At 64.5% G+C, this 26227-nt stretch carries 23 protein-coding genes; 7 read left to right on the forward strand and 16 right to left on the reverse strand.

Annotated features, from left to right (window positions below):
- Positions 1–9: 9 nt before the first annotated feature.
- The 4 genes from H7J86_RS05580 to H7J86_RS05595 all read right to left on the reverse strand — a co-directional run bounded on the left by H7J86_RS05580 (position 10) and on the right by H7J86_RS05595 (position 5278).
- Positions 10–195 (reverse strand): hypothetical protein, encoded by a 186-nt coding sequence (locus H7J86_RS05580; protein WP_267289794.1) that lies wholly within the window; start codon positions 193–195, stop codon positions 10–12.
- 1966 nt (positions 196–2161) lie between these two features.
- Entirely contained in the window at positions 2162–4177 is a 2016-nt protein-coding gene (locus tag H7J86_RS05585; protein WP_267289796.1) for a bifunctional DNA primase/polymerase, read from the reverse strand.
- 21 nt (positions 4178–4198) lie between these two features.
- Entirely contained in the window at positions 4199–4825 is a 627-nt protein-coding gene (locus H7J86_RS05590) for a hypothetical protein (RefSeq protein WP_267289798.1), read from the reverse strand.
- A 213-nt stretch (positions 4826–5038) separates the two neighbouring features.
- The gene (locus H7J86_RS05595; protein ID WP_267289800.1) at positions 5039–5278 is read right to left on the reverse strand and encodes a helix-turn-helix transcriptional regulator; all 240 of its coding nucleotides are present in this window, start codon (positions 5276–5278) and stop codon (positions 5039–5041) included.
- 64 nt (positions 5279–5342) lie between these two features.
- Between H7J86_RS05595 and H7J86_RS05600 the strand changes: the two genes are divergently transcribed.
- Entirely contained in the window at positions 5343–6095 is a 753-nt protein-coding gene (locus H7J86_RS05600) for a helix-turn-helix domain-containing protein (RefSeq protein ID WP_267289802.1), read from the forward strand.
- A 64-nt stretch (positions 6096–6159) separates the two neighbouring features.
- Here the strand turns inward: H7J86_RS05600 and H7J86_RS05605 are convergent, their stop codons facing one another.
- The 4 genes from H7J86_RS05605 to H7J86_RS05620 form a co-directional block, all read right to left on the reverse strand.
- Entirely contained in the window at positions 6160–7260 is a 1101-nt protein-coding gene (locus tag H7J86_RS05605) for a site-specific integrase (RefSeq protein WP_267289804.1), read from the reverse strand.
- A gap of 127 nt (positions 7261–7387) precedes the next feature.
- Positions 7388–8350 (reverse strand): class 1b ribonucleoside-diphosphate reductase subunit beta, encoded by a 963-nt coding sequence (nrdF, locus tag H7J86_RS05610; RefSeq protein WP_276064974.1) that lies wholly within the window; start codon positions 8348–8350, stop codon positions 7388–7390.
- Positions 8351–8464: 114 nt separating this feature from the next.
- On the reverse strand, positions 8465–9937 hold the full coding sequence (locus tag H7J86_RS05615; protein ID WP_267289807.1) for a flavin-containing monooxygenase: 1473 nt from the start codon (positions 9935–9937) through the stop codon (positions 8465–8467).
- A gap of 78 nt (positions 9938–10015) precedes the next feature.
- Entirely contained in the window at positions 10016–10771 is a 756-nt protein-coding gene (locus H7J86_RS05620) for a TetR/AcrR family transcriptional regulator (protein ID WP_235632816.1), read from the reverse strand.
- Positions 10772–10899: 128 nt separating this feature from the next.
- Between H7J86_RS05620 and H7J86_RS05625 the strand changes: the two genes are divergently transcribed.
- A complete protein-coding gene (locus H7J86_RS05625) occupies positions 10900–12084 on the forward strand; it encodes a geranylgeranyl reductase family protein (protein ID WP_090357092.1) in 1185 nt (394 codons plus the stop codon).
- Here H7J86_RS05625 and H7J86_RS05630 read toward each other — a convergent pair.
- Positions 12035–12907, reverse strand: a complete 873-nt coding sequence (locus H7J86_RS05630; protein WP_267289808.1) for a GNAT family N-acetyltransferase — start codon at positions 12905–12907, stop codon at positions 12035–12037. The genes H7J86_RS05625 and H7J86_RS05630 overlap by 50 nt on opposite strands.
- A 333-nt stretch (positions 12908–13240) precedes the next feature.
- On the opposite strand from H7J86_RS05630, the gene H7J86_RS05635 reads away from it, so the two are divergent.
- On the forward strand, positions 13241–14296 hold the full coding sequence (locus H7J86_RS05635) for a GGDEF domain-containing protein (RefSeq protein WP_235632817.1): 1056 nt from the start codon (positions 13241–13243) through the stop codon (positions 14294–14296).
- Positions 14297–14316: 20 nt separating this feature from the next.
- Here the strand turns inward: H7J86_RS05635 and H7J86_RS05640 are convergent, their stop codons facing one another.
- Positions 14317–15204 carry a phytanoyl-CoA dioxygenase family protein gene (locus H7J86_RS05640; protein WP_267289810.1) on the reverse strand — a complete coding sequence of 296 codons (888 nt, stop codon included), beginning with the start codon at positions 15202–15204 and terminating at the stop codon, positions 14317–14319.
- Between the two features lie 134 nt (positions 15205–15338).
- Entirely contained in the window at positions 15339–16052 is a 714-nt protein-coding gene (locus H7J86_RS05645; RefSeq protein ID WP_267289812.1) for a LysR family transcriptional regulator substrate-binding protein, read from the reverse strand.
- Positions 16053–16095: 43 nt separating this feature from the next.
- Between H7J86_RS05645 and H7J86_RS05650 the strand changes: the two genes are divergently transcribed.
- Positions 16096–16482 carry a DUF5997 family protein gene (locus tag H7J86_RS05650; protein ID WP_090357102.1) on the forward strand — a complete coding sequence of 129 codons (387 nt, stop codon included), beginning with the start codon at positions 16096–16098 and terminating at the stop codon, positions 16480–16482.
- Positions 16483–16653: 171 nt separating this feature from the next.
- Positions 16654–17907 carry an MgtC/SapB family protein gene (locus tag H7J86_RS05655; protein ID WP_267289814.1) on the forward strand — a complete coding sequence of 418 codons (1254 nt, stop codon included), beginning with the start codon at positions 16654–16656 and terminating at the stop codon, positions 17905–17907.
- 257 nt (positions 17908–18164) lie between these two features.
- Here H7J86_RS05655 and H7J86_RS05660 read toward each other — a convergent pair whose 3' ends face one another.
- The gene (locus H7J86_RS05660) at positions 18165–18641 is read right to left on the reverse strand and encodes a DIP1984 family protein (protein ID WP_267289816.1); all 477 of its coding nucleotides are present in this window, start codon (positions 18639–18641) and stop codon (positions 18165–18167) included.
- Positions 18642–18880: 239 nt separating this feature from the next.
- Here H7J86_RS05660 and H7J86_RS05665 point away from each other — a divergent pair, with 239 nt between their 5' ends.
- Together H7J86_RS05665 and H7J86_RS05670 are read left to right on the forward strand one after the other, a co-directional pair.
- On the forward strand, positions 18881–19237 hold the full coding sequence (locus H7J86_RS05665) for a hypothetical protein (protein ID WP_267289818.1): 357 nt from the start codon (positions 18881–18883) through the stop codon (positions 19235–19237).
- A gap of 3 nt (positions 19238–19240) precedes the next feature.
- Positions 19241–19729: a DUF2510 domain-containing protein gene (locus tag H7J86_RS05670; RefSeq protein ID WP_090357110.1), complete on the forward strand. Its 489-nt coding sequence runs from the start codon at positions 19241–19243 to the stop codon at positions 19727–19729.
- A gap of 122 nt (positions 19730–19851) precedes the next feature.
- Here H7J86_RS05670 and nrdE read toward each other — a convergent pair whose 3' ends face one another.
- The 4 genes from nrdE to H7J86_RS05690 form a co-directional block, all read right to left on the reverse strand.
- Complete coding sequence (gene nrdE, locus H7J86_RS05675; RefSeq protein ID WP_167158133.1) at positions 19852–22020, reverse strand: class 1b ribonucleoside-diphosphate reductase subunit alpha; 2169 nt, start codon at positions 22018–22020, stop codon at positions 19852–19854.
- Positions 21987–22430 carry a class Ib ribonucleoside-diphosphate reductase assembly flavoprotein NrdI gene (gene nrdI / locus H7J86_RS05680; RefSeq protein ID WP_090357114.1) on the reverse strand — a complete coding sequence of 148 codons (444 nt, stop codon included), beginning with the start codon at positions 22428–22430 and terminating at the stop codon, positions 21987–21989. The genes nrdE and nrdI overlap by 34 nt, the downstream gene beginning before the upstream one ends.
- A gap of 32 nt (positions 22431–22462) precedes the next feature.
- Complete coding sequence (gene nrdH, locus H7J86_RS05685) at positions 22463–22702, reverse strand: glutaredoxin-like protein NrdH (protein ID WP_090357115.1); 240 nt, start codon at positions 22700–22702, stop codon at positions 22463–22465.
- A 376-nt stretch (positions 22703–23078) separates the two neighbouring features.
- Positions 23079–26225, reverse strand: coding sequence for an ATP-binding protein (locus H7J86_RS05690; protein WP_267289820.1), 3147 nt, complete (start codon positions 26223–26225; stop codon positions 23079–23081).
- Between the last annotated feature and the right edge of the window lie 2 nt (positions 26226–26227).

Below are 26227 nucleotides of genomic sequence, written 5' to 3' on the forward strand. Positions count from 1 at the left end.
CAAGACTGGCTACATCAGCGCAGTCGGCAGGTCCCGCTCGGCGGCGTCCTTGGCTTCCTGCAAACTACCCATTGCGGCGAACACCTCCACTCCCCGCTTGTCCGCAGCGCCCAGGATCCAACGCTTCAGCCACCAGCCATCAGGATGAAGTATGGCTCTGTAAGTCACCTGCTCGTTCCACAACCAGATGGACATAGCCCAGTCGGTCGGGCCTAGCTGAGCCCATGTGCAGTTACTAGAGTGTCGTCCCACGACTTGACCTCTCGCCAACGCAGTACTACTTAGGCTGTGAGTCCGGCGGTGGCGGAATCCATCTGGCGGTGTCGTCGTCGCACACCGCGCTCCATGGTTGCCGCGGCTCGCCGAAACCTAAACCGTCCCAGTAGTTTCCACAGAGCCACCACGTGTGCCGCTGAAACTCGCAGAAGAAGCTTGGCCCACCCTCGGAAGGTGACTCAATCCGCCAACCCGACATGTCAGCATCTCGCTCATCGACAATGGCGTAACGGACCCCGTCGACGTCGGAACAATAGCGCACTGGAAATGGAAGTTGCGGCTCGGCCACGAGCTCTCCCCCCTGGAACCCCCTATGTGCAGCGTGGATCGAGACCTCGTTATTCCCAACGGCATCAACCATGCCTTCACAAATTTGCCGTTAGACAATCTATTTACCTTGTTCGTACTTGCGCTGTCATAGACGGGTGACATTTCGTGGCGGTCAGACCGTCTACGCATAATGCGGCCTTCCGGCTGGAGCCGTCAGAACTCCCCGTCGGCCGTCAGACAGTGCGAACAGCCCTCTTTGGCTTCCCAAGCACTAGAGGAGCATCCGGCTCTATCTGGTGAACGGGCCAACCAAATAGGCCCTACAAGGCGGAATCATGCCTCAAGGTCCTTTACTTTCGCGGACTGAATTTATTGAGCAGATTGGCATTTCGGAGAGCAGCGAGCTGCGCGGTCGGTCTCAAGACCCCAACTGGCTTCCTCACCTCCGAGTTGGACACCTTGTCTTCTATCGGAAGTCAACCGTCGAGCAGTGGCTACGGGAGAGGGAGTCAACCACCTTCCCAACAGCACAAAGAGGCAAAAGCGCTGGGCCAGTTGACATTGGTAGATCCGACGCCGCCCTTCCGAGTGCACCCTTTGGCGGTACCCGATGAACCAGGCGTTCGCATGGGCCGAAGACGCCCTCGACTACTCCGCCTGCCGGACCTGCAACCTGACAAAGCCGTTGACGCAGTTCGCAAAAGACTGTAATCGGCCATCGCGCCACCGGACACAGTGCGGTGACTGCCGTCGAGATTACGACCGTGAGCACAGATATGTGGCCAGGTCGTGGGCGTACGGCTTTCTTCCCGTCGTCGGAACTGTCGCCACGCCACTACTGATTTCCCGTTACGGGGATGGCTGCTACTACTGCCCAGTTGGAAAGTTCGAGTGCATCGATCACGTCGTCTGCGTACGCGCCGGGCGGCACACACGCACTCGACAATGTTGTGCCCTGCTGCCGCGACTGCAACACCGTCAAGCGCTGGACGGATGACGCCAGCGCTATCCGAGCCTTCGATAGCGGCCACGGGCAGCGAGCGTCAGCATGAACTCCCCACAATCCGCCTTCCCGTATCGGGCCTTGCCGGAATGGGCCGTAGACCAGCTGACCTTCGGGGCACCGGAAGCGTCACCGTAACCGCAAGCAGTCTGGGCCACAGCTCTGCGCATCGCGATGTGCGCCCAGGCTAGAGGCTGGAGCCAGACCGAGTTCACCAGCGAGGTCACCCGCTGCGAAAGGCGCAAGACCGGGAACAGAGGACGGCGGTGGACCAGACACCAGCTGTGGGAGCAGATGTTGGCAGCCAATTCCTCGGAGGCTGTCGCACACCGCGCATTGGACAAGGCGTGGCGGGTGCGCCCAGGAGGACATGTTCAGCGGAGCCATTCGAACTGCAGAGGACCTCCGAGCCTGTCCGTTCTGCCCCGAGGGACGACCCTCACGGCGGACCGCTTCGACAATGCGCCTAAATTTTCTTTTTTTCTCGTTCTCCCTTCTTAAGAGAAGGGGGAGAACGTGAAGGGAGCGTGGTCGGCGTGAGATCTCCGTGGGCTCACTGCCTGCATATTCTCGGCTTCGTGGGCCTCGGAGAGCACGGGCGTGACACACCGCTCACGCCGTCCTCACGGACTGGACCGGCCGAGTTCGGGTGGAGGCTCCCAGGGAGCGATACATGCTTGTATTGCCGATTTTGTCCTTGAAGAGCTTCTGCTGGTCAACCAGAGACTCGAGTCTTCGGCGAGCCTTCTCCGTTGAGCTACCCGAACACTCCCCGAACAAGGCCATCGACGCGTCTTTAGCTGAGATCCCTCCACCACGACCCGCCAACGCCACCAGGTCTACCCCATGATGGACCGACAGTAACCCGGCTGACTGATCGTGGTGCACCTTCAGCGGTCCGACGCGCTCCGCTGGCGTCTTGAGGTGGCGGAGTTCGAGATGCGCATCGCCGGGATGTCCCTCTAGCAGCACTACGGAACCCATACCGGCGGTGAGCCACGTCGAACCGTACAGCTCATCGATGTCCGTCTTTTTGTTGCCACTCTGCTTCTTATTGTGGTGCAGGACAATAAGGTCGCGGCCTGATGTGATGAGCTGCTGGGCGGCACGGTTCCATCCCGAACCCACTTCATCCTCACTTAGTCCCACGGCCGCGTCTTTGAGCGAATCGACGACGACGACGTCGGCTTCAGCCTGCTCTGCCATCTCAGTGAGAAGCGCGGTGTTCTTGGCAAGATCCGAGGGCGGCGGCCCCTGCCAAATGGTGAGCTTCTGATCGAGAATGCCTTCGTGCTCGGCGCGACACTGGCGCTTGAACGCTCGCACGATCTGCTTTGGGCGGTCCATTGCGAGGTAGAGGACCTTGGCGGGCCGTGCCGCCACAGGCATGTCCAGGACGGGATCGGTCAGCACACCGACCATGGTGAGCACCAGTTGCTGAGCGAGGGTCGTCTTACCGACGCCCTGGCTCCCGCCGATCACAAGCCCCTCACCCTTGGCCCACAGCACCTTATCCTCTCTGCCCCATAGGCAGTCGACGTCCGGTGTGTTGTTGAATATGAATGCGCCTCCAGGAATGAAGTTGTCCGCCCAGCCTCCGCCTTCAGCACCAACCGCATTATCTGTCGATGCCGGAATAGTGAGGCTCGGAGGCAGGGTGGCCGCTATCAGAAGTGCGGCTCCGTCCTTCATCCGCCTGAACTCAGCGAGCGCAACGTTTGCCGGGGCACGGTCCGCCACCGAGAGGACGTAGAAACGTTCCAGGTTGCCCAGCGCCTTGCACACGCCCGTACGGCCAGAAACATAAAGCCGGAAGAGGCCCGCCACGTGGTCCCGCGTGACGTCATGCCGGGCCGCCCCGACCACCATAAGGTCTTGAAATGCTGCTTCCAGCCTCTTTGCGACTACACAGTCCGGCTCACCATCGTCTGGAAGATCCACAAGCCGTTGGTACACATCAGGATCGACCTCACGACCAGGGTCTAGCAAAGCGTCGGTTAGTACCTCGCTTCGAGCCGCGTCCTTCGACAATGCCTTTACCCATGCTTCCGGCAGCGCAGGTAGTTCCCCTACCGGCGGGACATGGCCATCCCCCAGTTGAGATTCATTGGGATGGTGCCATCGGTACGTCGAACCCGACGGATGCACAGACGGCCACACGACCGCGTACCGGCTCGATGGCTGAATAATATCGACATGGCCGATGCCCAACTCCGGGAATCGAATTCCGCCAACAAAACAGGCATCACTCGGGACAGAATAGAAGCGGATCCCACTGACCCTGTCCGCATCCCGCGAAGACGAACGGTAGGTTGGCGGCAATGGCCCCCAACGCCCTTCGGCCTCCTTCAGGGTTTCCGCCCCGGTCTTGCCCGCATAGGCGTCGATATCGATACCAACTACCCCATGGCCCAGTCGCAGGCAGAGGTTGTCAGTACCACGCTCATCGACCCATTCAGCCACGAGATCGTCGGTCGGCCAAGCACCGTCGCGTCCCGTCAGCCCCGCTGGCGGAGGAGCTTTCTGCCCCTGGGGAAGCGGTAGCACCCCGCGCCAACCAGCAGATCGATACAGACCTGATGCAACACCGTACCCCTGAATACGTGGCGAGCGCGGTACCGCGCTCACTGGACACCATCCTGGATGTTCTCAGCGTGTTTCATGCTGGCCTTCGATCTCATCGACAATAAGCCGCTGTCGGAGTCTTCCGGCAACCGGTACGGCGTCATCAAAGATGACCTCCGGATCTATCTCTCGGAACTTCAGACGAAGTCCATTGCCTACAGGCCAGTCCATTTGAGCGGCCGAGACCCGCGACGTATGAGGCAGCTTCGCGGCCAATTTCATACTGGCGAGTGCGGCTAGCACCGCGCGTTTGGCTTCCGGACTCAGACTGAGTAGCTGTTGGATCACCTGATCATCAAGATGGACGGCGTTAGGCGGCTTGGATTCGTAGTCGATCGGTCCGCCATTCCACGCCACAAACCAGGGCTCATCATCGCTCTTGAAATCTGCCACATCGCCGATCGCGAGGATGACCGGCCAGACTTGGAATACCTGACTGACGATTTCGACGTACTCGGCGCTCACCGGGCAGAGCAGTGTCGTACTCGGAAAGACATGTGGTTGGTTAATGTGCTCGCCCAACAGAGACTCACCGCCATCTAGTGCCACTCCGCGTGTGGCCAGAAAGCTGTTCATCTCACCGAAGGTGATGACTTGCGAGTAAGCGATATGCTGCGCGCAGGCTCGCGCATGTTCTTCGGGCGAGGTCATCTCTACACGCCCTCGCTCGTGCTGGAATCCGTCGGTGTCCGGCCCCATCGGTCTTTGGTCATTGCACTTCGCCTTAGTATGGTTGTTCGTCCAGTTCTGGTAGCTATCGACAGCCGAGTTCGGCCATCTCAGAAGCTCTCTGCGGCAATGACTTGCAGACATCCCGTTGTCCGGCAAGCACCGCAGCTAGGCCCTCTCGCGGGCCGGTTGATATCAACGGCTCGCGGGTCGGTCGGTGGGCAAGCAGCGGTGCTCAGCCAAGAACTCGTCCACGTCGCTCCACCGATACAGCACTCGTCGACCGACTCGTATGAAAGCGGGTCCCGTTCCACGGTAACGCATTTGAGCGAGCGAGCTCTTGGTGGTCCGCAAGCACTCAGCGACGTCCTCAGGCGTCGCCAGGGCACCTCGCGAGCGTCGCTCGGTTTCGTATCTCTGAATACCTGGAGGCATGACTCCGTTCTACCCCAACTCCCGCCCCCTTGTCAACTCTCCGAGAATCTGGAATTATCAAGACGTGGCCGCAGTCAATCTCCGAGAACTAGTGGGCAACAACGCTCGCCGCATCCGATACGAACATGGGTTGACCTTGGATCAGGTCGCCATAGCGGCCCGACAAGTCGGCCTAGGCTGGAAGGAGCCCCGCGTCGCCGACTTCGAAGGCGGGCGGATAGCTCCCAGCTTGCCCACGATCTTGGCCGTCTGCGGAGCACTGTCCATCGCTACCGGCCGCGAGACGACCCTCCTGGACTTACTTAAGGCTCAAGGTGATCCGGTCGCTATCAACGAACACTGGGCAATGACCGGCGACAATCTTGTCCGACTCATCAGCGGCGGTGTCGAGTCCAGGCAGGGCGGGGCCACCACATCCTCTTCGAGCCGCATGGTTGCGCCGGTGAAACGCGCCGCGGACTTCTCTCCGCCGTTCATTCTGAGGCCGGTAGAAGCGGTCGTTGCCGAGTTTTTGAAGGACTTGAAAAGCAAGGACAAGCTCATCATCGAACGCTATAAGGCAGGGGTGGAAGCTGAGGATCTACCGGCGCTCCTCCGAGACTTCGGAGCTGCAGAGGATCGGGTTCGGCGCGAGCTCGACATCTCGGCCTACGCGCTCGCCCTACTCGCTGTGGGCCTTTGGGGCCAGTCATTCGCGGACGAACGTGATGAGCGGGCCGGGGCCGATGCGAACGTCCAAAAGCGAGGCCAGGTAACCCGGCGAATGAAGGAAGAACTGGACCGTGCTATAGCCGAATTGAACACGTCTCTCGATTAGCCCAGGCAGTTGTCCGAGCGGGCCAGCTCGCTCGCACGGACGGTGCCCGGAGACGCGGCTCACGCTAGGACCCGACTTCCAGTGCCTCCGACCTTGCTTCGTCGAGAGCTGACGCAACAGCCTCCAAGTCGTCGTCGAACAGGTCTGCGTAGAGGTCGAGAGTCATGGCTGCGCTCGCATGCCCGAGCATGCGTTGCACTGCCTTAACGTTCGCCCCGGCGCTGACCGCGAGGGATGCAGCCGTGTGTCGTAGGTCATGCGGGGTCACCCTTGGTAACCCAGAGCTGGCAACGGCCTTGGCGAACCACCCGGACACCGGGTGCGGGCGGCGCAGGTGCTTACCGTCGCCGAACAGCAGATCGCCGCGTTGCTTACCCTCACACTGGCGCGCCAATGGTTCCACGAGGAACTCTGGCAACGGGACCGACCGCTGTTTGTGAGCCTTTGGTGTACCTACGTGAATGTCACCGCCTGACTGGACTGCGTTCTCGTGGATCAGCGCGCGCTTGCGCAGCATGTCGAGGTCGCCGACCCGTAGGCCAATCGCCTCACCCCACCGCACGCCCGTGTAGGCCAGGAGCAGCACCAGGGTCCCGTTCTCCCCCGCCGAATCCGCCAGGGCGGCTACGTCCTGGTGGGTCAGATACACCGGCGTCTTGCGTTTGGTACGGGGTAGGGGCAGAGCGGCGGCAGGGTTCTTGGGGATGAGATTGTCACGTACAGCGTCTGCCAGGATGCGCGACAGCACGTGGTGGGCACGCTTCACCGCGGCAGCACCGATGGCCTTGCGCTCATCGGTGGACTGGCCCAACTCAGCCATCCACGACTGAACGGCGGTGGGCTTGATGTCCCCCAACGCAACGTGACCCCAGCGCGGTTGCACGCGCACTCGCCACGTGGTCTCCATCACTGCGTAACCAGACGGCTTGAGCTGGCTCTTCTGCCGCTCCAGCCACGCTGCTCCAAGATCGTCGACCGTGCGCCGGGCGTCGGCAGGGTTGACGTACTCCCCTTTGAGCTTGGCGACCTCGACCGTGTTGAGGAAGCGCTCGGCGTCACGCTTGGTCCGAAATCCACGCTTGTCGGTCTGCCGGTTGTCCGGCGTCCGGTACCGAACCCGGTATCGCTTGCCCTGCTTGGTCTCGTATGCCGCGACAACTGCCACGTCCACTAGCGTAGAGAAGTGTGGGCAAAATGTGGGCAAAAGATCGGCGTGACGATGCCAGAGCAAGCAAAAGGGCGGACCGTTTCCAGTCCGCCCCTAGGCTCAAATAAGGTCGTGAACAGCGCCTTTAGAAGTCCCAGTCCTCGTCCTCGGTGTTGACGGCCTTGCCGATCACGTAGCTCGACCCCGAGCCGGAGAAGAAGTCGTGGTTCTCGTCGGCGTTGGGGCTCAGCGCCGACAGGATCGCCGGGTTCACGTCGGTCTCGTCCTTGGGGAACAGCGCCTCGTAGCCGAGGTTCATCAACGCCTTGTTGGCGTTGTAGCGCAGGAATTTCTTGACGTCCTCGCTCAGTCCGACGGCGTCGTAGAGATCCTGGGTGTATTCAACCTCGTTGTCGTACAGCTCGAAGAGCAGCTCGTAGGTGTAGTCCTTGAGTTCCTGGCGCTTGGCCTCGTCGACCAGGGCCAGGCCCTTCTGGTACTTGTAGCCGATGTAGTAGCCGTGCACGGCCTCGTCGCGGATGATCAGCCGGATCATGTCGGCGGTGTTGGTCAGCTTGGCCCGGGACGACCAGTACATCGGCAGGTAGAACCCGGAGTAGAACAGGAAGCTCTCCAGCAGTGTGGAGGCCACCTTGCGCTTGAGCGGGTCGTCGCCCTTGTAGAAGTCCATCACGATCTGCGCCTTGCGCTGCAGGTTCGGGTTCTCCTCCGACCAGCGGAACGCCTCGTCGATCTCGCTCGTCGAGCACAGCGTGGAGAAGATGTTGCTGTAGCTCTTGGCGTGCACCGACTCCATGAACGCGATGTTGGTGTAGACGGCTTCCTCGTGCGGGGTCAGCGCGTCGGGGATGAGGCTGACGGCGCCGACGGTGCCCTGGATGGTGTCCAGCAGGGTCAGGCCGGTGAACACCCGCATGGTGAGTTGTTTCTCGGCGGCGGTCAGGGTGCCCCAGGACGGGATGTCGTTGGACACCGGCACCTTCTCGGGCAACCAGAAGTTGCCGGTCAGGCGGTCCCACACCTCCGCGTCTTTATCGTCCTGAAGCCGGTTCCAGTTGATGGCCGAGACCCGGTCGATCAGCTTCATTCCATCGGACACCTTGGACCCCAATTCGAAACGTGACGAGTACTGCCCCAACACTACAACTGGGGGGCGGCAACGCGGCGCAACACAACAACTTGTGGTGTCGTGTCGCGAGAACTACTGACTGAACTCGTACTCCGCGGGCTCGAAATGCCGGGTCGCCAGCCAGTACTGCCAGGTCATCCCGCTCCACAGGGTGCGGTTGACACCATGGGCGTCCAGGTACCAGCTCTGGCAACCGCCGGTGTTGAACACCGTGCCGGCCAGATCGTGCTGCAACTGGGTGTTGAAATCGTCCTGGGCGCGCCGGGTGGGCGCCAACGCCTTGGCTCCGGCCGCGTCGGCGGCGGCGATCGCTTGGGCGACATAGCGGATCTGCGATTCGATCATGAACACCACCGAGTTGTGTCCCAGCGCGGTGTTGGGTCCCAGCAAGAAGAACAGGTTGGGCATGCCGGCCACGGCGATACCGCGGTGCGCGGCGATCCCCTCCGTGTTCCAGCGGTCCACCAGGTCCTCGCCACCGGCGCCCTTGATATCGACATAGGTGTAGGAGTCGGTGACATGGAAGCCGGTGGCCCACACCACGACATCGGCGGGATGCTCGACTCCGTCGCGGGTGACGATGCCGGTCGGTGTCATCCGGGCGATGCCCTCGGTGAGGACATCGGCCTTCGGGTCGGCGATCGCGCGGTAATAGGTGTCGGAGTTGAGGATTCGCTTGCACCCCGCGGTGTAGCTCGGGGTCAGCTTGCGACGCAGGACGGGATCTTTGATGCTGCGGTTGATGTTCCAGCGGCCCAGAAGTTCACCGATCTTGAGCAGCCGCGGCTGCTTCGTCATCGCGAAACCGACACCCTCGTGGATCCAGTAGATACCCGCGCGCATCAGCGCCCTGGTGCCCGGAACATAGGTGAACAGCTTCCGGATCCATTGCGGGAAGGCGTTATTGGGCCGGGGCATCACCCAGGCCGGGGTGCGCTGGTACAGATCCAGCCCGGCCACCTGGTCGATGATCGCCGGCACGATCTGGATGGCGCTGGCACCGGTACCGATCACCGCCACCCGCTTGCCGGCGAGGTCCACGCTGTGGTCCCACTGGGCGGAGTGGAACATCGCGCCGGCGAAGGTGTCGGCACCCTCGACCTCGGGAATCGACGGGATGTGCAGCCCGCCCGCCCCCGAGATCAGGAACTGCGCGATGAACTCCTGGCCCGACTTGTCGAAGACATGCCAGCGCGCATCGCCCTCGTCCCAGTGCGCGCGATCCACGTGGGTGTTGAACCGGATGTGGCGGCGCAGCCCGTGCTTGGCGGTGACGCCCTTGAGGTAGTCGAAGATCTCCGGCTGAAACGACCACATGTGGGTCCAGTCGGATTTCGGCTCGAACGAGAAGGAGTACATGTGCGACGGGATATCGCACGCGCACCCGGGGTAGGTGTTGTCCCGCCAGGTGCCGCCGACCTCGTCGGCCTTCTCCAGGATCAGGAAGTCTTGATCCTTGAAGCCTTGTTTCTGCAGCGCGATACCCATTCCGAGCCCGGAGAATCCGGATCCGATGATCAGCGCGCGCGTGACGACGGCCGACATAGCTCACGCCCTTTCCCGGAACGGCGGTACCGGGTACCAGTATTCAGACTGCGTGCGGCGGGGTGCAACAACCCCAGGTCAGGCGCGCAGATCGATCTGCTGGAGCTTCACGGCGCTGCTGATCGGCTGGTCGGGGTCGATCACGACACCGACGAGTTCCCCGGTGCCGTTGACCGCGCCCATCATGATCGTCGTCATATGCGCCACGAACTTGTCCATCGGCATGCGGCGAACGCCCTCGTCGGTGGCGCCCAGCCACCAGTCGGTGGCCGCGGCCGCGGTCCCGAACAGCGCGAAGGCGGCCAGCTCGAACACCTCGGGGTCCAGGTGCATGTCCTCGAGCTCGCCGCTGACCATCTCGGCGATGGCCAGGGTGATGTCGCGGCCGCGGTTAACCGTGCTCATCGCCGCCGACGACTGGTCGGCGAACCGGCCCTGCAGCAGGAAGCGGACAACATTGGGGTGCTGGTCGACCAGCTCGACATAGTGCTCGACGGCCCGGCCGATGATCTGGCGGGCGGAATCGTTCTCGATGTCGATCGACGGGATGACCGCAGCCCACAGCATGTCCCGCATGCGCTCGCCGATCTGGGCGAACATATCGGATTTGTCGGTGAAATGCCGATAGATCTTCGGCTTGGCGGTGCCGGCTTCCTCGGCGATCTCGCGGACGCTGACGTTGGGGCCGAGCCGGTCGATCGCCCGGAATGCGGCGTCGATGATCTCGGCGCGCACCTTCTTGCGATGCTCCCGCCACCGCTCACTGCGCGCATCGACCTTCACTCCGGGTTGCCCACCGGGCAGCGGAATGGCGGGAAGAGATGGTCTGCGCACCCACCTACTGTACCGGGCTGGCCGTCTCTGACCTGCTCCGCGCGCACCGAGTGCGATCCGCCGGCAGATCAGCTACGAATAGCTTCGGTAACATCGATGGGACACACTCCCTTTCAACGAGGCGGAAGATGACGGCCAGATACGACCTGGTCATCGCAGGTGGGGGCCCGTCCGGTTCAGCGGCCGCATGGCAGGCCGCGCAGACGGGCGCTCGGGTGATCGTCTTGGACAAGGCGGATTTCCCCCGGGACAAACCCTGTGGTGACGGATTGACCGCACGCGCGGTCAGCTATTTGCAGAAGATGGGCTTGGCCGACGAGGTGGCGAAATACCACCGGATCAACAAGGTCACGGTGTACAGCCCGAGCGCGTGGGAGCTGTCGTTTCCGCGCCGCCCCGGGATGCCCGACCACGGTCATACCGCCAGCCGCACCGACCTCGATCTCAAACTGCTCAAGCATGCCGAGTCGGCCGGCGCCGAGGTGCGCCAGGGCGCCGAGGTCGCCGGGCCGGAGTTCGACGCCAACGGCCGAGTCGTGGGCGTCGTGCTCAAGAGCGGCGAGAAGGTGCTCGGCGACGCCGTCATCGCGGCCGACGGCGCGTACTCCCCCATCAAGCGGGCGCTCAAGCTGGATTCGCAGTACAACGGGTACTCGGCCATCGCGATCCGCTCGGAGATGCCCGCCAACCGTCCCGACGGCGACAGCATGGACATCTACCTGAAGCTGCAGTTCCAGGGTGACCAGCTGCCCGGCTACGGCTGGGTGTTCCCGATGGGCAACGGCGTGTTCAACATCGGGCTGGGTTACGTCAACAGCTACAAGAACTGGCAATCCATCAACGCCACCCAGTTCCTCGGCGAGTTCCTGCGTTCACTGCCCCAGGACTGGGAGCTACCGCCGATCGAGGAGCTCAAGAAGAACAAGAGCGTGCGGGCATGGCGATTGCCGATGGGCTTCACCGCCTGGCCGCCGTGGCGCCCGGGCGTGCTGTTCACCGGCGACTCCCTGGGGGCCGGCAAGCCGGCGTCCGGGGCGGGCATCTCCAAGGCTCTCGAATCCGGCTTGGCCGCGGGCGAATGCGCCATCGCGGCGCTGCAGAACGGCGGCCCCGACGACTTCACCAACTACGCGCAGCGGATGGAAGCCGCGTGGGGCCGCGAGTACCGCCGGGGCCGTTACATGCACAAGCTCATCGGATACCCGAAGGTCGCCGACGCCGGCATCAAGCTGATCGACAATGCGGCGTTCCGGGACCGGTTGCTCAGGTCGCTGTACAAGAAGGCGCAGGGTCCCGACCACCACAAGGTGTGAACGCGTACTGCAGGTGCTCGTCGACGGCCGTGAACCCGATCCGCTGATAGACGCGATTGGCGAGCGGGTTGGCCGCATCGGCGAACAGCACGACCTCGTCGGCACCCCGCCGGTGTGCATGCCGGGCGGCCGCGGCGGTCACCGCCGCGGCGTAGCCGTGCCCGCGGTGCTCCGGCGGCGTGTAGACGGGGCCGATGCGGGACACGCCCGCCAGCGGGGCGTGCACACGCGCCATGCTGACGGGAGCCGATCCGGCGGTCCACACGACGATGTCCCCGTCGGCGACGGCGATCTCGTCCAGGTAGGCCCGTCGTGCAGTTCGATCGGATGGCAAGCCGAACGCCTCGACGAAGAACGCGTCGAGCCAGTCGACAAGCAATTCCACCTCGCGGCCGACCGCGAGCCGGCTCTCCCCCGCTACCCCGGACGGCGCCGCGAGGTCGACCAGCCGGTACAGCGGCTCCACATCGGTCAGCTCGGCCGCGGCCCCCGTGAGCGCACTCCACGCCGTCACGAACGCCGTGGAGCTGCACCGCGTTCCACGGACGGCGGGCAGGCGCGGATGATCGTCAGCCAGCGCCGCGGCGACATCGGTGGCGTGCGCCGGGGCCAGGCCACTGGTGAGCAGCGCGGCGTTGCTCACCTGTACTGCCGCGCCGATCGCGGCGTCGCCGTCGGCGACCGACAGCAGAATCCGCGAACCATCGGCGGCGGGCACCCGGAGGGTGGTCAACTCGACCGTGTAGGCCACCGGGTCGGGGCGATACACCACATCGACGACCGCGCCGAACTCGCGCTCGGACGGATGGAGTCGAACCTTCATACCTACGAGAGTGGCGACCGAAGCTGGCAATCGCCAGCGAATATTCGCCCGGTGTGAGGCAGAGTCGAGGCGATGCGGGCCGCCGACGGCTGAGCGTACGGCACCCTACTGACGCTTGCGTAATTTTGCCCGATCGCAAGCCCCCGCCCGAGTAAGCCCCGCCCAAGGCGCATACCATCGACCAGAGCCCAGTCACCTGTTGGTTGCTAACTGGTCACTCTTAGCGAAGGTTGTGGGCAGCCAACACGCCGAAACGAGAGCGGGGTCGTGGTAGGGGTTCTTCGCAGCTGTCGGGTGTTCGCACGAGGCGTCGCCACATGGTGGCGCGAACCCGTGGACTACCCCGGTCAGGTGCAGTACTTCGCGCGCCGCTCGCTGGCCAGCGCGATACGCGTGCTGATCGGGACCGGTGCAGGTCTGATGGCGCTCATAGCGCTGGCCGTGCTGCTACCCGGCGCCGGGCGGACGTCGTCCGCGGCGCACGTCGCCGTCGGGCTGTTCGTGGCGCTGGCGACCGGGTGGGCCGTCGTATGGTGCACCCGCGCATGGCCTTCGCAACGCATGTCACGCGCATTCGTCCTCTCCGCGGACGTCGGCATCACCATGGTCGCCCTCGTCGGCCCCACCTGGTCCACCGGGCTGTTCGCTCTCAATTGCTTCGCGCTCGTCTCTGCGTACTTGTTGTTCTTCGACGGAGCGAAGGCACTCACCCTGCACACCGCACTGATCCTCGCCGCGACGACCTCCTTCATCGCCCAGCTCTCCGTCGACGACCACCTGAGCAGAGCGAGCCTGGCCGCCACCATCCTCGGCGCCGCGCTACCCACAATCCTGACGCCGCTGGGTATCCAGCTCGGTATCTGGATGTTGCGCAGAGATGCCAACGAATCGGTCACGGACCCGCTGACCGGGCTTCTCAACCGTCGCGGCCTCCACCTGCACTCCGCGGGACTGCTGGTCATGAATCGCAGCGCCGCGGCGGCCCTCACCGTGATCGTCGTCGACCTGGATCGGTTCAAGGACATCAACGACACGTATGGCCACGCCACCGGCGACGAGGTGCTGATCCGATGCGCCCGGCGCATCGTGGCAACGGTCGACAACAGCTCGGCGCTGGTAGCCCGAATCGGCGGTGAGGAGTTCGTCGTCGTTCATCTTGCCGACCCGTACCTGGCCGACGAATTACCCGAGCGGATCAGACACGCCCTCGCCGCTTCTGGCGAATACCCCTGTGTCACGGCGAGCCTCGGTGTCGCCAACGTGGCCCACGAGCACCTTGCGGCTCCGGACGCGGATCCGGCCGGCGTCCTGGATGACGCCATCGCGCGCGCCGACGAGGCGATGTTCGATGCGAAACGTGTCGGCGGCAACGCAATCCGTCAGATCTGAGCACGCTTCACGCCGCGCCCTCACTGACTGTGCGTGATCTGGTCGGCGAATGCCGCACCGGCATCGCCGTTGAGCTTGGCCGCGTCGAAGCCGTAAGCCACCTCGTCACCGCGGATCGCACGCAGCGGATCCTCGAAGTCCCGGAAGTAGCCCATCGCCCACGCACCCTCCTGATAGCCGATCAGTTTCAGCAGATCGTCGTCGAGGGTGCGCGCGACTTCGGTTGGTACCGAAAGGAATTGGTTCTCCTCCTGGCGCACCCAGCCGACGCAATAGTTGATGTTGATGGCACGGCGCACCCGGTCGCTGCGGTTGGCTGCACCGCTGTGCACGATCTTGCCGGAATACAGCAGCACCGACCCGCGAGACATCTCGGCTTGTACGCACTCGTCGTCGGCGTAGTCGGTCGGCTTCTTGTCGCCGACCTGGCTTCCCGGCACCACCCGGGTCGCACCCATCTCCGCGGTGTAGTCCGTCATCGCCCACAGCGTGTTGCACTGGACGTGGTAGTCATCGGGAAACGGGTAGAAATCGAAGGCATTCTGATCGCGATGCAACGCCTGGTCCGACTCACCCGGTTCGATCGAGATCACCTGGGTCAGCATCAGCTGAAAGGCGCTCGCATGTCCCAGGAAGTCCTTGCACACACCGAGAACGGTCGGATCCTGGATCAGCGTGCGGCACGCCGGCGAGCGCGCGATCAGGGCACCGGTACGCCGGGTGTTGCGACCGATCATCGCGTTGTAGCCCATCGGTGTCGCGTCGAGGTAGGGCGCCAGTTCGGCACTGATGGTGTCCATCAACGAGTCCGGAACCAGATCGTCGACGATGACATAGCCGTCGCGGCGCAGGTGGTCGGCGAGGTCGGCCGCTGACGTGGTGGCCGGAACGTGGTTCAGCACGGTCATGGCTGCAAGTATTTCCGAGCATGTGTGTTGACCAGGTAAAACCGCGTCACGCGGCAGTTACGGTCGGGCGTCGCGCCGACTGTGGGTGCTACGCACACCGGCCGCGGACGTACACAACCCCCACACTCGCGGGCTCAGCGCCGCCCGCGTTTGGTCGGCCCCGGCTTGCGAGCCACCTTGCCCGCGGCCGCCCGGGCAGCCTGTTTGGCCAGCGTCTTCTCCCGTGCGGTGCGTTTCGGCGTCGGCTCGGCCTGCCCCCGCGAGGAACCGGGTTTGCGGCCACGAACGATCCCGGTGAACTCCTCGACCAGCGCCGACGGCGGGCCTTCCGGGAAGGCAAGCCCCACAGGGCAGGTGGGCGCGTCGGTGATCGGGCGGTACGTGAGGTCCTTGCGGTGATACAGCCGGGCCAGCGATTGGGGAACGATGAGTGCGCCGAGCCCCGCAACGACGAGTTCTATTGCGTCCTCGGTGGTTTCGGGTCGATGCTCGATCGGCATACCGGGGGCGCCCGCCCAGGCGACGACATCGTCGAGTGGGAGCAGCGTCGGCTCTCCGTCGAGGTCCGCGGCGGCGATCTCGTCGGCCGCGGTGAGAAGGTGATCGGCCGGTACCACCGCCACCGTCATCTCCTCGTAGAGCGGGATGACGGCCAACCCGGAGGTATCGGCCGTCGTCCGGAGCACCGCCAGGTCGATGGCGCCGCTCCGCACTTCGGCGGCCGCGTCTGCGGCGGCAACGGCGCGCAGGTGCAGCGTCACCTCGGGATGGCGCTCCGCCCAGATCTTGGCCCACTTCGCGGGCGTCCCGCCGGGCACATACCCGAGGGTGAGGGACAGCGGGATCACCGCCTCAGGCTACCGATACGCGGCTACCGATAAGCTCTGTGCCATGAGCAGGCCGAACGCGCAGTCCATGAAACCCGCCACCGCGGCGAAGAAGCTGGACGTGTACCTGCCCGCCACGCCCGCGGAGTTCCAGGAGAACCCGATCACTCGCACCGAACTCGCCGCCCTGCAGGCGGATCCGCCGCAGTGGCTCAAAGACCTCCGCAAGAATGGACCGCACCCGAAGAACCTCGTCGCAGCCAAGCTCAGCGTCTCGATCGCCGGCCTCGCCCGCGGCGGCGTCGAGGATGCGCTCACCACCGAGCAGATCGATGCGCTGCTCGAGGAGAAGCCGGACTGGCTGGTCGCCGAACAGGAGAGCTACCAGAACGTGCTGCGCGAGGAGCGGCGCCTGAAGGCGTTGCGTGCCGAACAGGCCCGCGACAACTGATTCGCCGGCGGCGTCGGCGCCGTCGTCGAAGCGGGGTGGTCACCCCGCCTCGGCCGTATTGAACCAGCCGATCTGCTCGCCGAGATAGGTTGCCATCTAGGGTTTTTACAGCGCGCGGGATCCCGGTGACGGACCGGAGGACCGAGACCGTCGGGGCAACGAGGAGTCGGTGTGAACTGGCAGCACTTCGAGCCGTTCCTGGTGGCGCTGGCCATCGGGCTGTTGCTCGGCCTGGAGCGGGAACGCAGCCACACCCGCGATCTGCCCGCCGGCTCACGCTCGTTCGCATTGTTGTCTCTGGCCGGGGCGATCGCCTCCGGTATCGACGCCAGGGTGGTGGCGGCCGGCGCGATCGGCGTCGCGGTGTTGCTGGCCGTCGCCTACCGTCGTACCAGGGCCGACGACCCGGGAACCACCACCGTGATCGCCGGTCTCGTCGCTTACCTGCTGGGCGCACTCGCCTACACTCGCCCAGCCGAGGCGGTGGCGCTCGCCGTGGTGGTCGCGGTGTTACTGGTGTCGAAGGCCCGCATTCACCGCTTCGCCCGAGAGATCGTCAGCGAGGTGGAACTCGAGGACGCGATCAAGTTCTTCGTGGTGGCCTTCGTGATCCTGCCGCTGCTGCCCGACCGGGCGATCGGGCCCTACGGCGTGCTCAACCCGTCGAAGATCTGGCTGCTGGTGGTGTTGCTGACCGGCATCGGCTGGCTCGGGTACATCGGCGTGCGGGCGCTCGGCCCACAACGTGGCCTGCTTGTCACGGGCCTGGCCGGTGGGTTCGTCTCGGCAAGCGCAACGACTGCGTCGATGGGCCGGCTCAGCAAGACCGAGACTGGCCTGCGCGCGTCGCTGGCCAGCGCGCTGGTAGCCAGCCTGGCCACCTTCGTGCAGCTGCTCCTGGTGATCGGCGTGGTCGACGTCGAGGTGTTGCGCCGCCTGTGGCCCCCGGTGCTGGCGGGCGCTCTCGTCCTTGTCGGCGTTGCCGCGTTCGTGTATCGCGGTGGCACTCGGCCCGATCAGGCCGCAGCCGAGCATCACGACAACCCTGACGAGCGCACCGTGCGACCGTTCGCACTGTGGCCGGCACTGGCGCTGGCCACCGTGCTGACGCTGGCATTGCTCGTCAGCCGGTGGGCGGCCGACATGCTCGGCCCCAACGGGCTCGTGCTCGCGACCTTCGCCGCGGGTTTGGCCGACGCGCATGCCGGCGCGGTCGCGGCGGCAAGCCTGGCCGCCAAGGGCGATGTCACGGTCGACGCCGCATTGATCGGCGTCGCCGCCGCACTGGGATCCAACCTTCTGGTGAAGGTGATCCTGGCGTTCGCGTCAGGCGGTCGGCGGTTCGGGTTGGCGTTCCTCGCCGCGATGGCCGCCCCCGCGGTGGTGTTCGGCGTCGCGCTGACGTTGGTCGTGACATGGGGTTGAGGCGCCCGGCGGGGCCGGATCGATCACGATCCGACCCCGCCGAGCGCTGCTGAGAGGTGTGCCCCGTGCCCACCCTCGTCGTCACGGATCTGCACATGGTGATGTGTTGTGCGCCTTGCCCTGTCAGCGGTGCACGATGCGGGGCTTGCGTTGTGACGAGGGATTCGAACCCTCGGCGCTGCCCTGCGCGCACCAGAAGACCGGCGGACCCGCCGGTTGGGGGCGTGCACGCCTCCGTGTCGACTACCTGCTTCACCTCACTGATCGAGAAGATCGACTTCCCAGTTCTTCTGCTGAATCCGCACATCGAGCTCGCGCAGGTCCCGTGCGGTGGCGTCGGCTCGGGCCCGCAGCTCAGCCACGGGCAACGCCGCGAGCATCTTCAGTTCCGACCGCAGCTGCCGGGCGTAACCCTGCTGCTTACCGCTGCCGGCCGCGGCGTCGGCGGCCGTGGACAGCAGGTGCCGCCGCCACCGCAGCGCATCACGACGACCCAATGCATCGGTCAAGGTGCCGTCGGAGCCCATTTCGGTGGCCGCGTTGGTGCGGTTGATCGCCTGGATCAAGTTTTGCCAATCGTTCACGGCCGCTTCGGCTTCGATCAGCAGCACCGCCGCATCCTCGGCGGGCTCCTCACCCTCCTGGAATCGGGCATTGTCGGCGATGCGGGTGCGCAACGCCTCCAGATGCCGCAGCGTCGCGCTACGTAGCGACAACGCCTCAGCCAACTTCATGATCGTCCTGCCTCCCTTCGTGGATACGCCTGGCTTTCTCCGTCCAACATCGTTGAGCCGCAGCGGCGCTCACCCATGATGAGCGTTGGCTATCTGGCGGGCAACATATTTTCTGATCGGTGCCATCAGACGCAGCCACCTGTGCGCGTGCCCCCGAAGTGTCGAGAATCAGTGTCCGACACACCCTCAACTGTCCCTTATGCTGCGCAGTGGGGAGAACACTAATACAGGGGGAATCCATGTCAGAACCTTTTGCGCCGACGAACCAGCAGGCGAATCCGTACGCGTCCTACCCGCCGCCTCCCGAGGTACCGACCTTTCAGGTCACCACGATGAGTCACGTCGGCGCGTTGATCTTCTGGTTCAACCAACGTCGCACCGTTCAGGGCAGCTACGCCCAATGCGATTCCGCGCTGCGGTCGGCCCAGACCCAGAACCTGATATTCGGCTGGTGGAGCTTCTTCTCGATTCTGATCCTGAATTGGCTTGCGCTCTTACATAATTCGAGCGCACGCAAACGGCTGAACCGAGACGCACAGCAGGCACGGGAGTACGCCCTCTGGTGGCACACCTACGTCGGCACGAATCAGCGATAGACCATGCCCGAAACTCAGAGCACACCCCCGGGCTGGTTCTCCGATCCGCTCTCCGGTGGCCTGCGATGGTGGGACGGCCGGCAATGGACCGAGCACCGTCAACCGGCCGCTTACGCGCAGAGCGCTCCGGTATCGACCGGTGCCCAGGTGCCGTGGTTCGCTGAGGTCCAAGCGGCTCAAGCGGCACACAAGCGACGCACCCGCTGGATGGCTTTGATCGCCGCCGTGATCCTGGTGGCAGGCGGGATCGGTTGGTACTTCCTGGCCCAGAACTACACCTCGCCTGATTGGTATCAGGAGGGCTATGACATCGGCTACCGCATCCCCTTGGTGGGGTCGTCAGTGGACGGCGCCTGCGACTTGGCATTGCTCGGAAAGATCAAGCTCGGCGACAATCCCCGGTTGCGGCGCAACCGCGAACTCAGACGCGGATGCGTGCAGGGCGTGCTGGATCACGCCAGGGAACACAAACCACTCCCCACGCTGAAGTAGTGAGCAGATGATCGCCCGCAATGCGGGTGAGTGCGGTGGGCGCCCCGCTGTGGCGTTGTCGCCGACAATAGGTGCAGGCCAGGAGAAAGTCTCTCCTGGCCTGCGACCTCAGCGAATCCGCGCTACAGCATGCAGCTGACGCAACCCTCGACTTCGGTTCCCTCCAAAGCCATCTGGCGCAGCCGGATGTAGTACAGCGTCTTGATGCCCTTACGCCAGGCGTAGATCTGCGCCTTGTTCACCTCGCGGGTGTCGGCGGTGTCCTTGAAGAACAGCGTCAGGCTCAGCCCCTGGTCCACATGCTGGGTGGCCGCGGCGTAGGTGTCGATGATCTTCTCGTAGCCGATCTCATACGCGTCCTGGTAGTAGTCCAGGTTGTCGTTGGTGAGGTACGGCGCCGGGTAGTACACCCGACCGATCTTGCCTTCTTTGCGGATCTCGATCTTGCTCGCCACCGGGTGGATCGAGCTGGTCGAGTGGTTGATGTAGCTGATCGAACCGGTCGGCGGGACGGCCTGCAGGTTCTGGTTGTAGATGCCGTGCTTCTGCACCGACTCCTTGAGCAGCTTCCAGTCGTCCTGGGTCGGGATGTGGATCTCGGCGTCGGCAAAGAGCTGACGCACCTTGTCGGTGGCCGGCTCCCACACCTGGTCGGTGTACTTGTCGAAGAACTCACCCGAGGCGTACTTCGACTGCTCGAACCCGCCGAAGCGCGTACCCCGTTCGATCGCAATGAGATTCGAGGCGCGCAGCGCGTGGTAGAGCACCGTGTAGAAGTAGATGTTGGTGAAGTCCACGCCCTCTTCGGAGCCGTAGTGGATCCGTTCCCGCGCCAGATAGCCGTGCAGGTTCATCTGCCCCAGGCCGATGGCATGCGAGCTGTTGTTGCCCTGCTCGATGGACGGCACCGACCAGATGTGGGTCTGGTCGCTCACCGCGGTGAGCGCCCGGATGGACACCTCGATGGTCTGGGCGAAGTCCGGTGAATCCATCGCCTTGGCGATGTTCAGCGAACCCAGGTTGCACGAGATGTCCTTGCCCACCTTGGCGTAGGACAGATCCTCGTTGAACTCCGAGGGCGTGGACACCTGCAGGATCTCCGAGCACAGGTTGCTGTGGGTGATCTTGCCGGCGATGGGGTTGGCCCGGTTCACCGTGTCCTCGTACATGATGTACGGGTAGCCGGATTCGAACTGCAGCTCGGCCAGTGTCTGAAAGAACTCACGCGCCTTGATCTTGGTCTTGCGGATCCGCGCGTCGTCGACCATCTCGTAGTACTTCTCGGTGACCGAGATATCGGCGAACGCCACACCGTAGACCTTCTCGACGTCATACGGCGAGAAGAGGTACATGTCCTCGTTCTTCTTGGCCAGCTCGAAGGTGATGTCCGGGATCACCACGCCCAGTGAGAGCGTCTTGATCCGGATCTTCTCGTCGGCGTTCTCGCGCTTGGTGTCGAGGAACCGGTAGATGTCGGGATGATGCGCGTGCAGGTACACCGCACCAGCACCCTGGCGCGCTCCGAGCTGGTTGGCGTAGGAGAACGAGTCCTCCAGCAGCTTCATGATCGGGATGACGCCCGAGGACTGGTTCTCGATGTTCTTGATCGGCGCGCCGTGCTCCCGAATGTTGGTGAGCAGCAACGCGACTCCGCCGCCGCGCTTGGACAGCTGCAGCGCCGAGTTGATGGAGCGCCCGATGGACTCCATGTTGTCCTCGATGCGCAGCAGGAAGCAGGACACCGGTTCGCCGCGCTGCTTCTTGCCCGAGTTGAGGAAGGTCGGGGTGGCCGGCTGGAACCGGCCGTCGATGATCTCGTCGACCAGCTTCTCTGCCAGCTCGGTGTCGCCGGCGGCCAGCGTCAGCGCCACCATGACCACCCGGTCCTCGAAGCGCTCCAGGTAGCGCTTCCCGTCGAAGGTCTTCAGCGTGTAGGACGTGTAGTACTTGAACGCCCCCAGGAAGGTCGGGAAGCGGAACTTCTTGGCGAAGGCACGGTCCAGCAGCGACTTCACGAAGTTACGGGAGTACTGGTCGAGCACCTCGCGCTCGTAGTACTCCTTCTCGATCAGGTAGTCGAGTTTCTCGTCCTGCGAGTGGAAGAACACCGTGTTCTGGTTGACGTGCTGCAGGAAGTACTCCCGCGCGGCCAGCACATCCTTGTCGAACTGGATGTTGCCGTTTTTGTCGTACAGGTTGAGCATCGCGTTGAGCGCGTGGTAGTCCGTCTCCCCCGGGAGCGCATGCGCGCCGGTGGTTACAGGCTCTGCAGCTGTGACGGTTGGTGGCACGTCTGTTCCTTCCAGAAATCTTGCAATCCCGCACGGACGGCATCAACGTCGTCCGGAGTTCCCATCAGTTCGAAGCGGTAGAGGTAGGGCACACCGCACTTGGCGGAGACCACTTTGCCCGCGTAGGCGAATTCCTCACCGAAGTTGGTGTTGCCCGCAGCGATGACGCCGCGGATCAACGACCTGTTGTGCTCGTTGTTCAGAAAAGCGATGACCTGTTTGGGGACGTAGCCACCATTGCTGACATCGGGTGTCGCACGCCCCCCTCCGTAGGTGGGCAGTACCAGCACGTAGGGCTCATCGACCTGGATCCGCCCTTTGAGCGGGATCCGGGTCGCCGGGATGCCCAGCTTCTCGACGAAGCGGTGGGTGTTCTCGGAGACGCTGGAGAAATAGACCAAGCTGGTCATCCGTCAACCCCCTCCCGGTGTATCGGCGGTGACTAGGCGCTGACAGCCGCCGCGCTCAGCGCCTTGATGCGGTCCGGACGGAAGCCCGACCAATGCTCGTTGCCGGCCACGACGACCGGGGCCTGCAGGTAGCCCAGAGCCATCACGTAGTCACGGGCCTCGGGGTCAACGCTGATATCGATCACGTCGTAGGCGACACCGGCCTTGTCGAGGGCCTTGTAGGTAGCGTTGCACTGCACGCACGCCGGCTTGGTGTACACGGTGACCTTCATCTGCGTGGCTCCTCTGCGAATGGGACGGGCAACTTACTTGTTAGAGCGTTCCTGCGGACCCGGCCATTCCGGTTCGCAAGGCCCCGATTCCAGCGGATTCCATCCGGTCGATCGTCGGTTCCGGGGCCCCGGCCGACCCGTACTGCTTGGGGTCTGTCGGTTCGCCAAACACTACACCTAGTGTCCGACAAACCGAACAGATACCAGATGTTCTGAACAACATTCATGAAATTCCCTGGTCGTAAGCCCTGCGGAGCGCGACACGCCCGGCGTGTCGCACGTCACATCCGGGGTGTGTCGGGTCACCACCCCGGTCTATCACCAGGCACCGACAAGTCCGGCACACCTCGACCGGGCAGCAAAAGGGTGCCGAGTCTCACACCATCGCCGACGCCACGGCGATATGGCCGTCGAAATCACACGCTCGGGCGAGCGCCAGATAGCCCGCCGTCCAGCGCCGGTACCCGTCCTGGTTACCCTCGGCCCTCGCGAGCAGAGCCCGCAGTCGGCGCAGCGTCACCTCGTGCAGGACGAACCCGGAGTCCACCGGATCCCCGTCGAGCCGCGCGATGCCCGCCCGTGCAGCCTCGAGATCGCCGGGAGCGCCACGGCCGAGCAATGCCTCGATCAGCACGCTGGTGGCCGGACCACGCCACACCACCGAGCCGAGGGCGAACAGTTCGTCCACCGTGGCCGACGCGAGCGCGACCGCGCCGTCCACCTCACCGAGCGCGTACCGCTGATGCGCGAGGTGGATATCGGCGATCAGGACGATCGACGAGTTGCCACAGCCCAGCAGCGCCGCCTCGCGAGCTCGACGCAGGTGCTCATACCCCGCATCGCGCTCAGCACCGTCCCGGGCCACCAGCACGATCCCCCGCGCCAGATGTGCGTGCACCACCGTGAAATCGTCACCGGATCGTTCGGCCACTGCCAGTGCCGACGCAGTGTCGCGCAACGCATCAGGACCGGACTGCAGCGCACCCAGACCGATCTGCGCGTACTTGTGCAGATTGGTGACCACATACATCAGTGGATCGAGCTCACGTGCCGTGGCGATGGCACGGTCGAGATCGTCCTTCCACCCCGGCAGGCCCAGCGACATCCCGGCGACGCCGCGCAACGCCATCGCCAGCGCTCGCGGCGAGCTCACGAACTTCATGCCCTCGGCCGTCTCGGTGTCGTGGTCGATGACGCGCTGCGCCACGGCGAGGACGTCGCGCACTTCCCCGGTCTCCCACTTGGCCGCCAGAATGCCGAACGACGCCGCCACCGCCAGAGCGTCGTCGCCGATGCTCTCGAGCAACCGCCGCAGTTCGGAGGCGAGCTCGGAGGCCACCCGAGGATGATTGTGCATGGTCAGGGCCATCATGTAGCCCGACATCCCGATGGCCAACGATCGCCGGTCACCATGCTCGGCACACAGTCTGCGGAGCTCGTCGAAGTTCTGCTCAGCCTCGGCAAGTCCGATGCGCCAGGCAGTGCCACACAACGCCGTCCCGACGTCGATCAGCATGGGCAGCCGATCCGGGGTGTCGACCGGAAGCTGCCCCGCCAACCGCGCGGCACGTCGCCAACTGGTCCGCGCGGCATCGATATCGCGCAGCGCCAACCGGTTTCCGGCCCGCATCTGCCAGCCGAATGCGGCGGCCAGGTCGCCGGCGCCCTCGTGGTGCGTCGCGATCAACGCAGCATTCGCATCCGGGGTGCCGGGCCCGTCCCGCTCGATCGTCGCGGCCAGCTGACGGTGCAGTCGGACACGCTCCGAACGCAACTGCGACTCATAGGCGACCGTCCGGATCAACGGATGACGGAAGCCGTATTCGACACCACCGTCGCAATCCAACTTCTCGATCATGTCGGCTTCGAGCAATTCCTCGACACACAACCGTTCGACCAGCCCGGCCAGCAGATCACCGGAGAACCGCGTCCCGATGACCGCCGCCGCGTTCAGCGCGTCCTTGGGCGCATCGCCGAGCCTGTCGATGCGCGCGGCGATGGTGGCCTGCAACGTCGGGGGCACACCCGTCACGGTGGCATCGGCACCGGCCACGAACGATCCCGGATTGCCCTGCAGGACACCGCGTTCGGCGAGATCGCGCACGATCTCCTCGGCGAAGAAAGGATTACCCGCCGCGTGCTCGGCGATCTCGGCGGTCAGCGATCGCACCGACGGATCGGTACCCACGAGTTCACCGATCAGTACTGAGGCCTGCGAATCATCCAGCGGACCAAGCGTGATCGCGTCAAGCGAGGTGATCTGGACCAGCTTGCCGTGATACTCGGGCCGGTAGGTGATCAACACCATCGACTCGGTGAGTGCCGACAGGAAGTCGGCGATGGTCGACTCACTGGCCTCGTCCATCCAGTGCGCATCCTCGACGACGTACACATCCGGGGCGCTCCGGGCGGCTGACGCACAGGTCAGTAATGCCGATACGCGACGCCTGCGCGCATCAGGATCGATGACGGGCACGTCGATCCCGGGTTCGGCGATACCCAGCAGGTCGTCCAGCAGCACCAGGTCGGCCGGATCCGCCGCGGGAAGCTGTCTGCGGACGTGGTCGCGCGCGGCATGGCCCTGCAGGTTCTCCACCCCGGTGAGGCTGCGAAACAGTCGCGCCGCCGCATGGAACGGAACGTCGTGGGCATGTGATTCGCAGACCGTGGACACCACGCCGACACCGCGGGCCGCGCCGCGCCTGAGCACCTCGGCCACCAGCCGGCTCTTACCGATGCCCGGTGCGCCGACCACACCCACGACGGTGCCCGCACCGGCCAGCGCCGCATCCAGATGCCTGCTCAACGCGCGCACCTCCGCCTCGCGCCCCACCAGCGTGGACTGCGACCGCACGCCGGCCGCGACGCTCGACCCGGCGGACAGCAGCCGTCGCGCCGGTACCGGCACCGCGGAGTTCTTGACACGCAACTGCTCTGGTGCGCCCAGTTCGACGATGCCCTCGACAAGGTGCGCCGTCGAGCCGCTGAGCAGCACGCCGCCAGGCGGGGCCGCTGCCTCCATCCGTTGCGCCATCCCCACGTGGGCGCCGATGACGGTGTAATTACCCGGACCGGCACCGATATCGCCGGTGATCACCTGCCCGGAGTTCAGTCCCACCCGCAGCTTCAGCCGGACCCCGTCACGCCCGTGCAGTTCGGCGGCCAGCGCGGTGGCCTCCGTCTGCAGGTCCAGCGCGGCCAGACAGGCCCGGACGGCATGGTCCTCGAGGGCGATCGGTGCGCCGAAGGTGGCCATGATGCCGTCTCCGGTGAAGTCGACCGAACCCCCGAAATGCTGGACGACACAACGGGATCGACGGAACAGTTCGCTCATCACCTCGCGCAGGCGTTCGGTGCCCAGGGCCGCCGCCAGGTCCATCGACCGGACCACATCGGCGAACAACACGGTGACCTGTTTGAACTCGGGGTGATGAAACACCGGGGTGATCGGGGCGCCGCAGGCGTCACAGAATCTCGCGCCCGCACGCGGCGCGGTCCCGCACTGCGCACAGGCCGCGCCCACCC

The organism is Mycobacterium hackensackense (genome assembly GCF_025822555.1).
Classification (GTDB): domain Bacteria; phylum Actinomycetota; class Actinomycetes; order Mycobacteriales; family Mycobacteriaceae; genus Mycobacterium; species Mycobacterium fluoranthenivorans.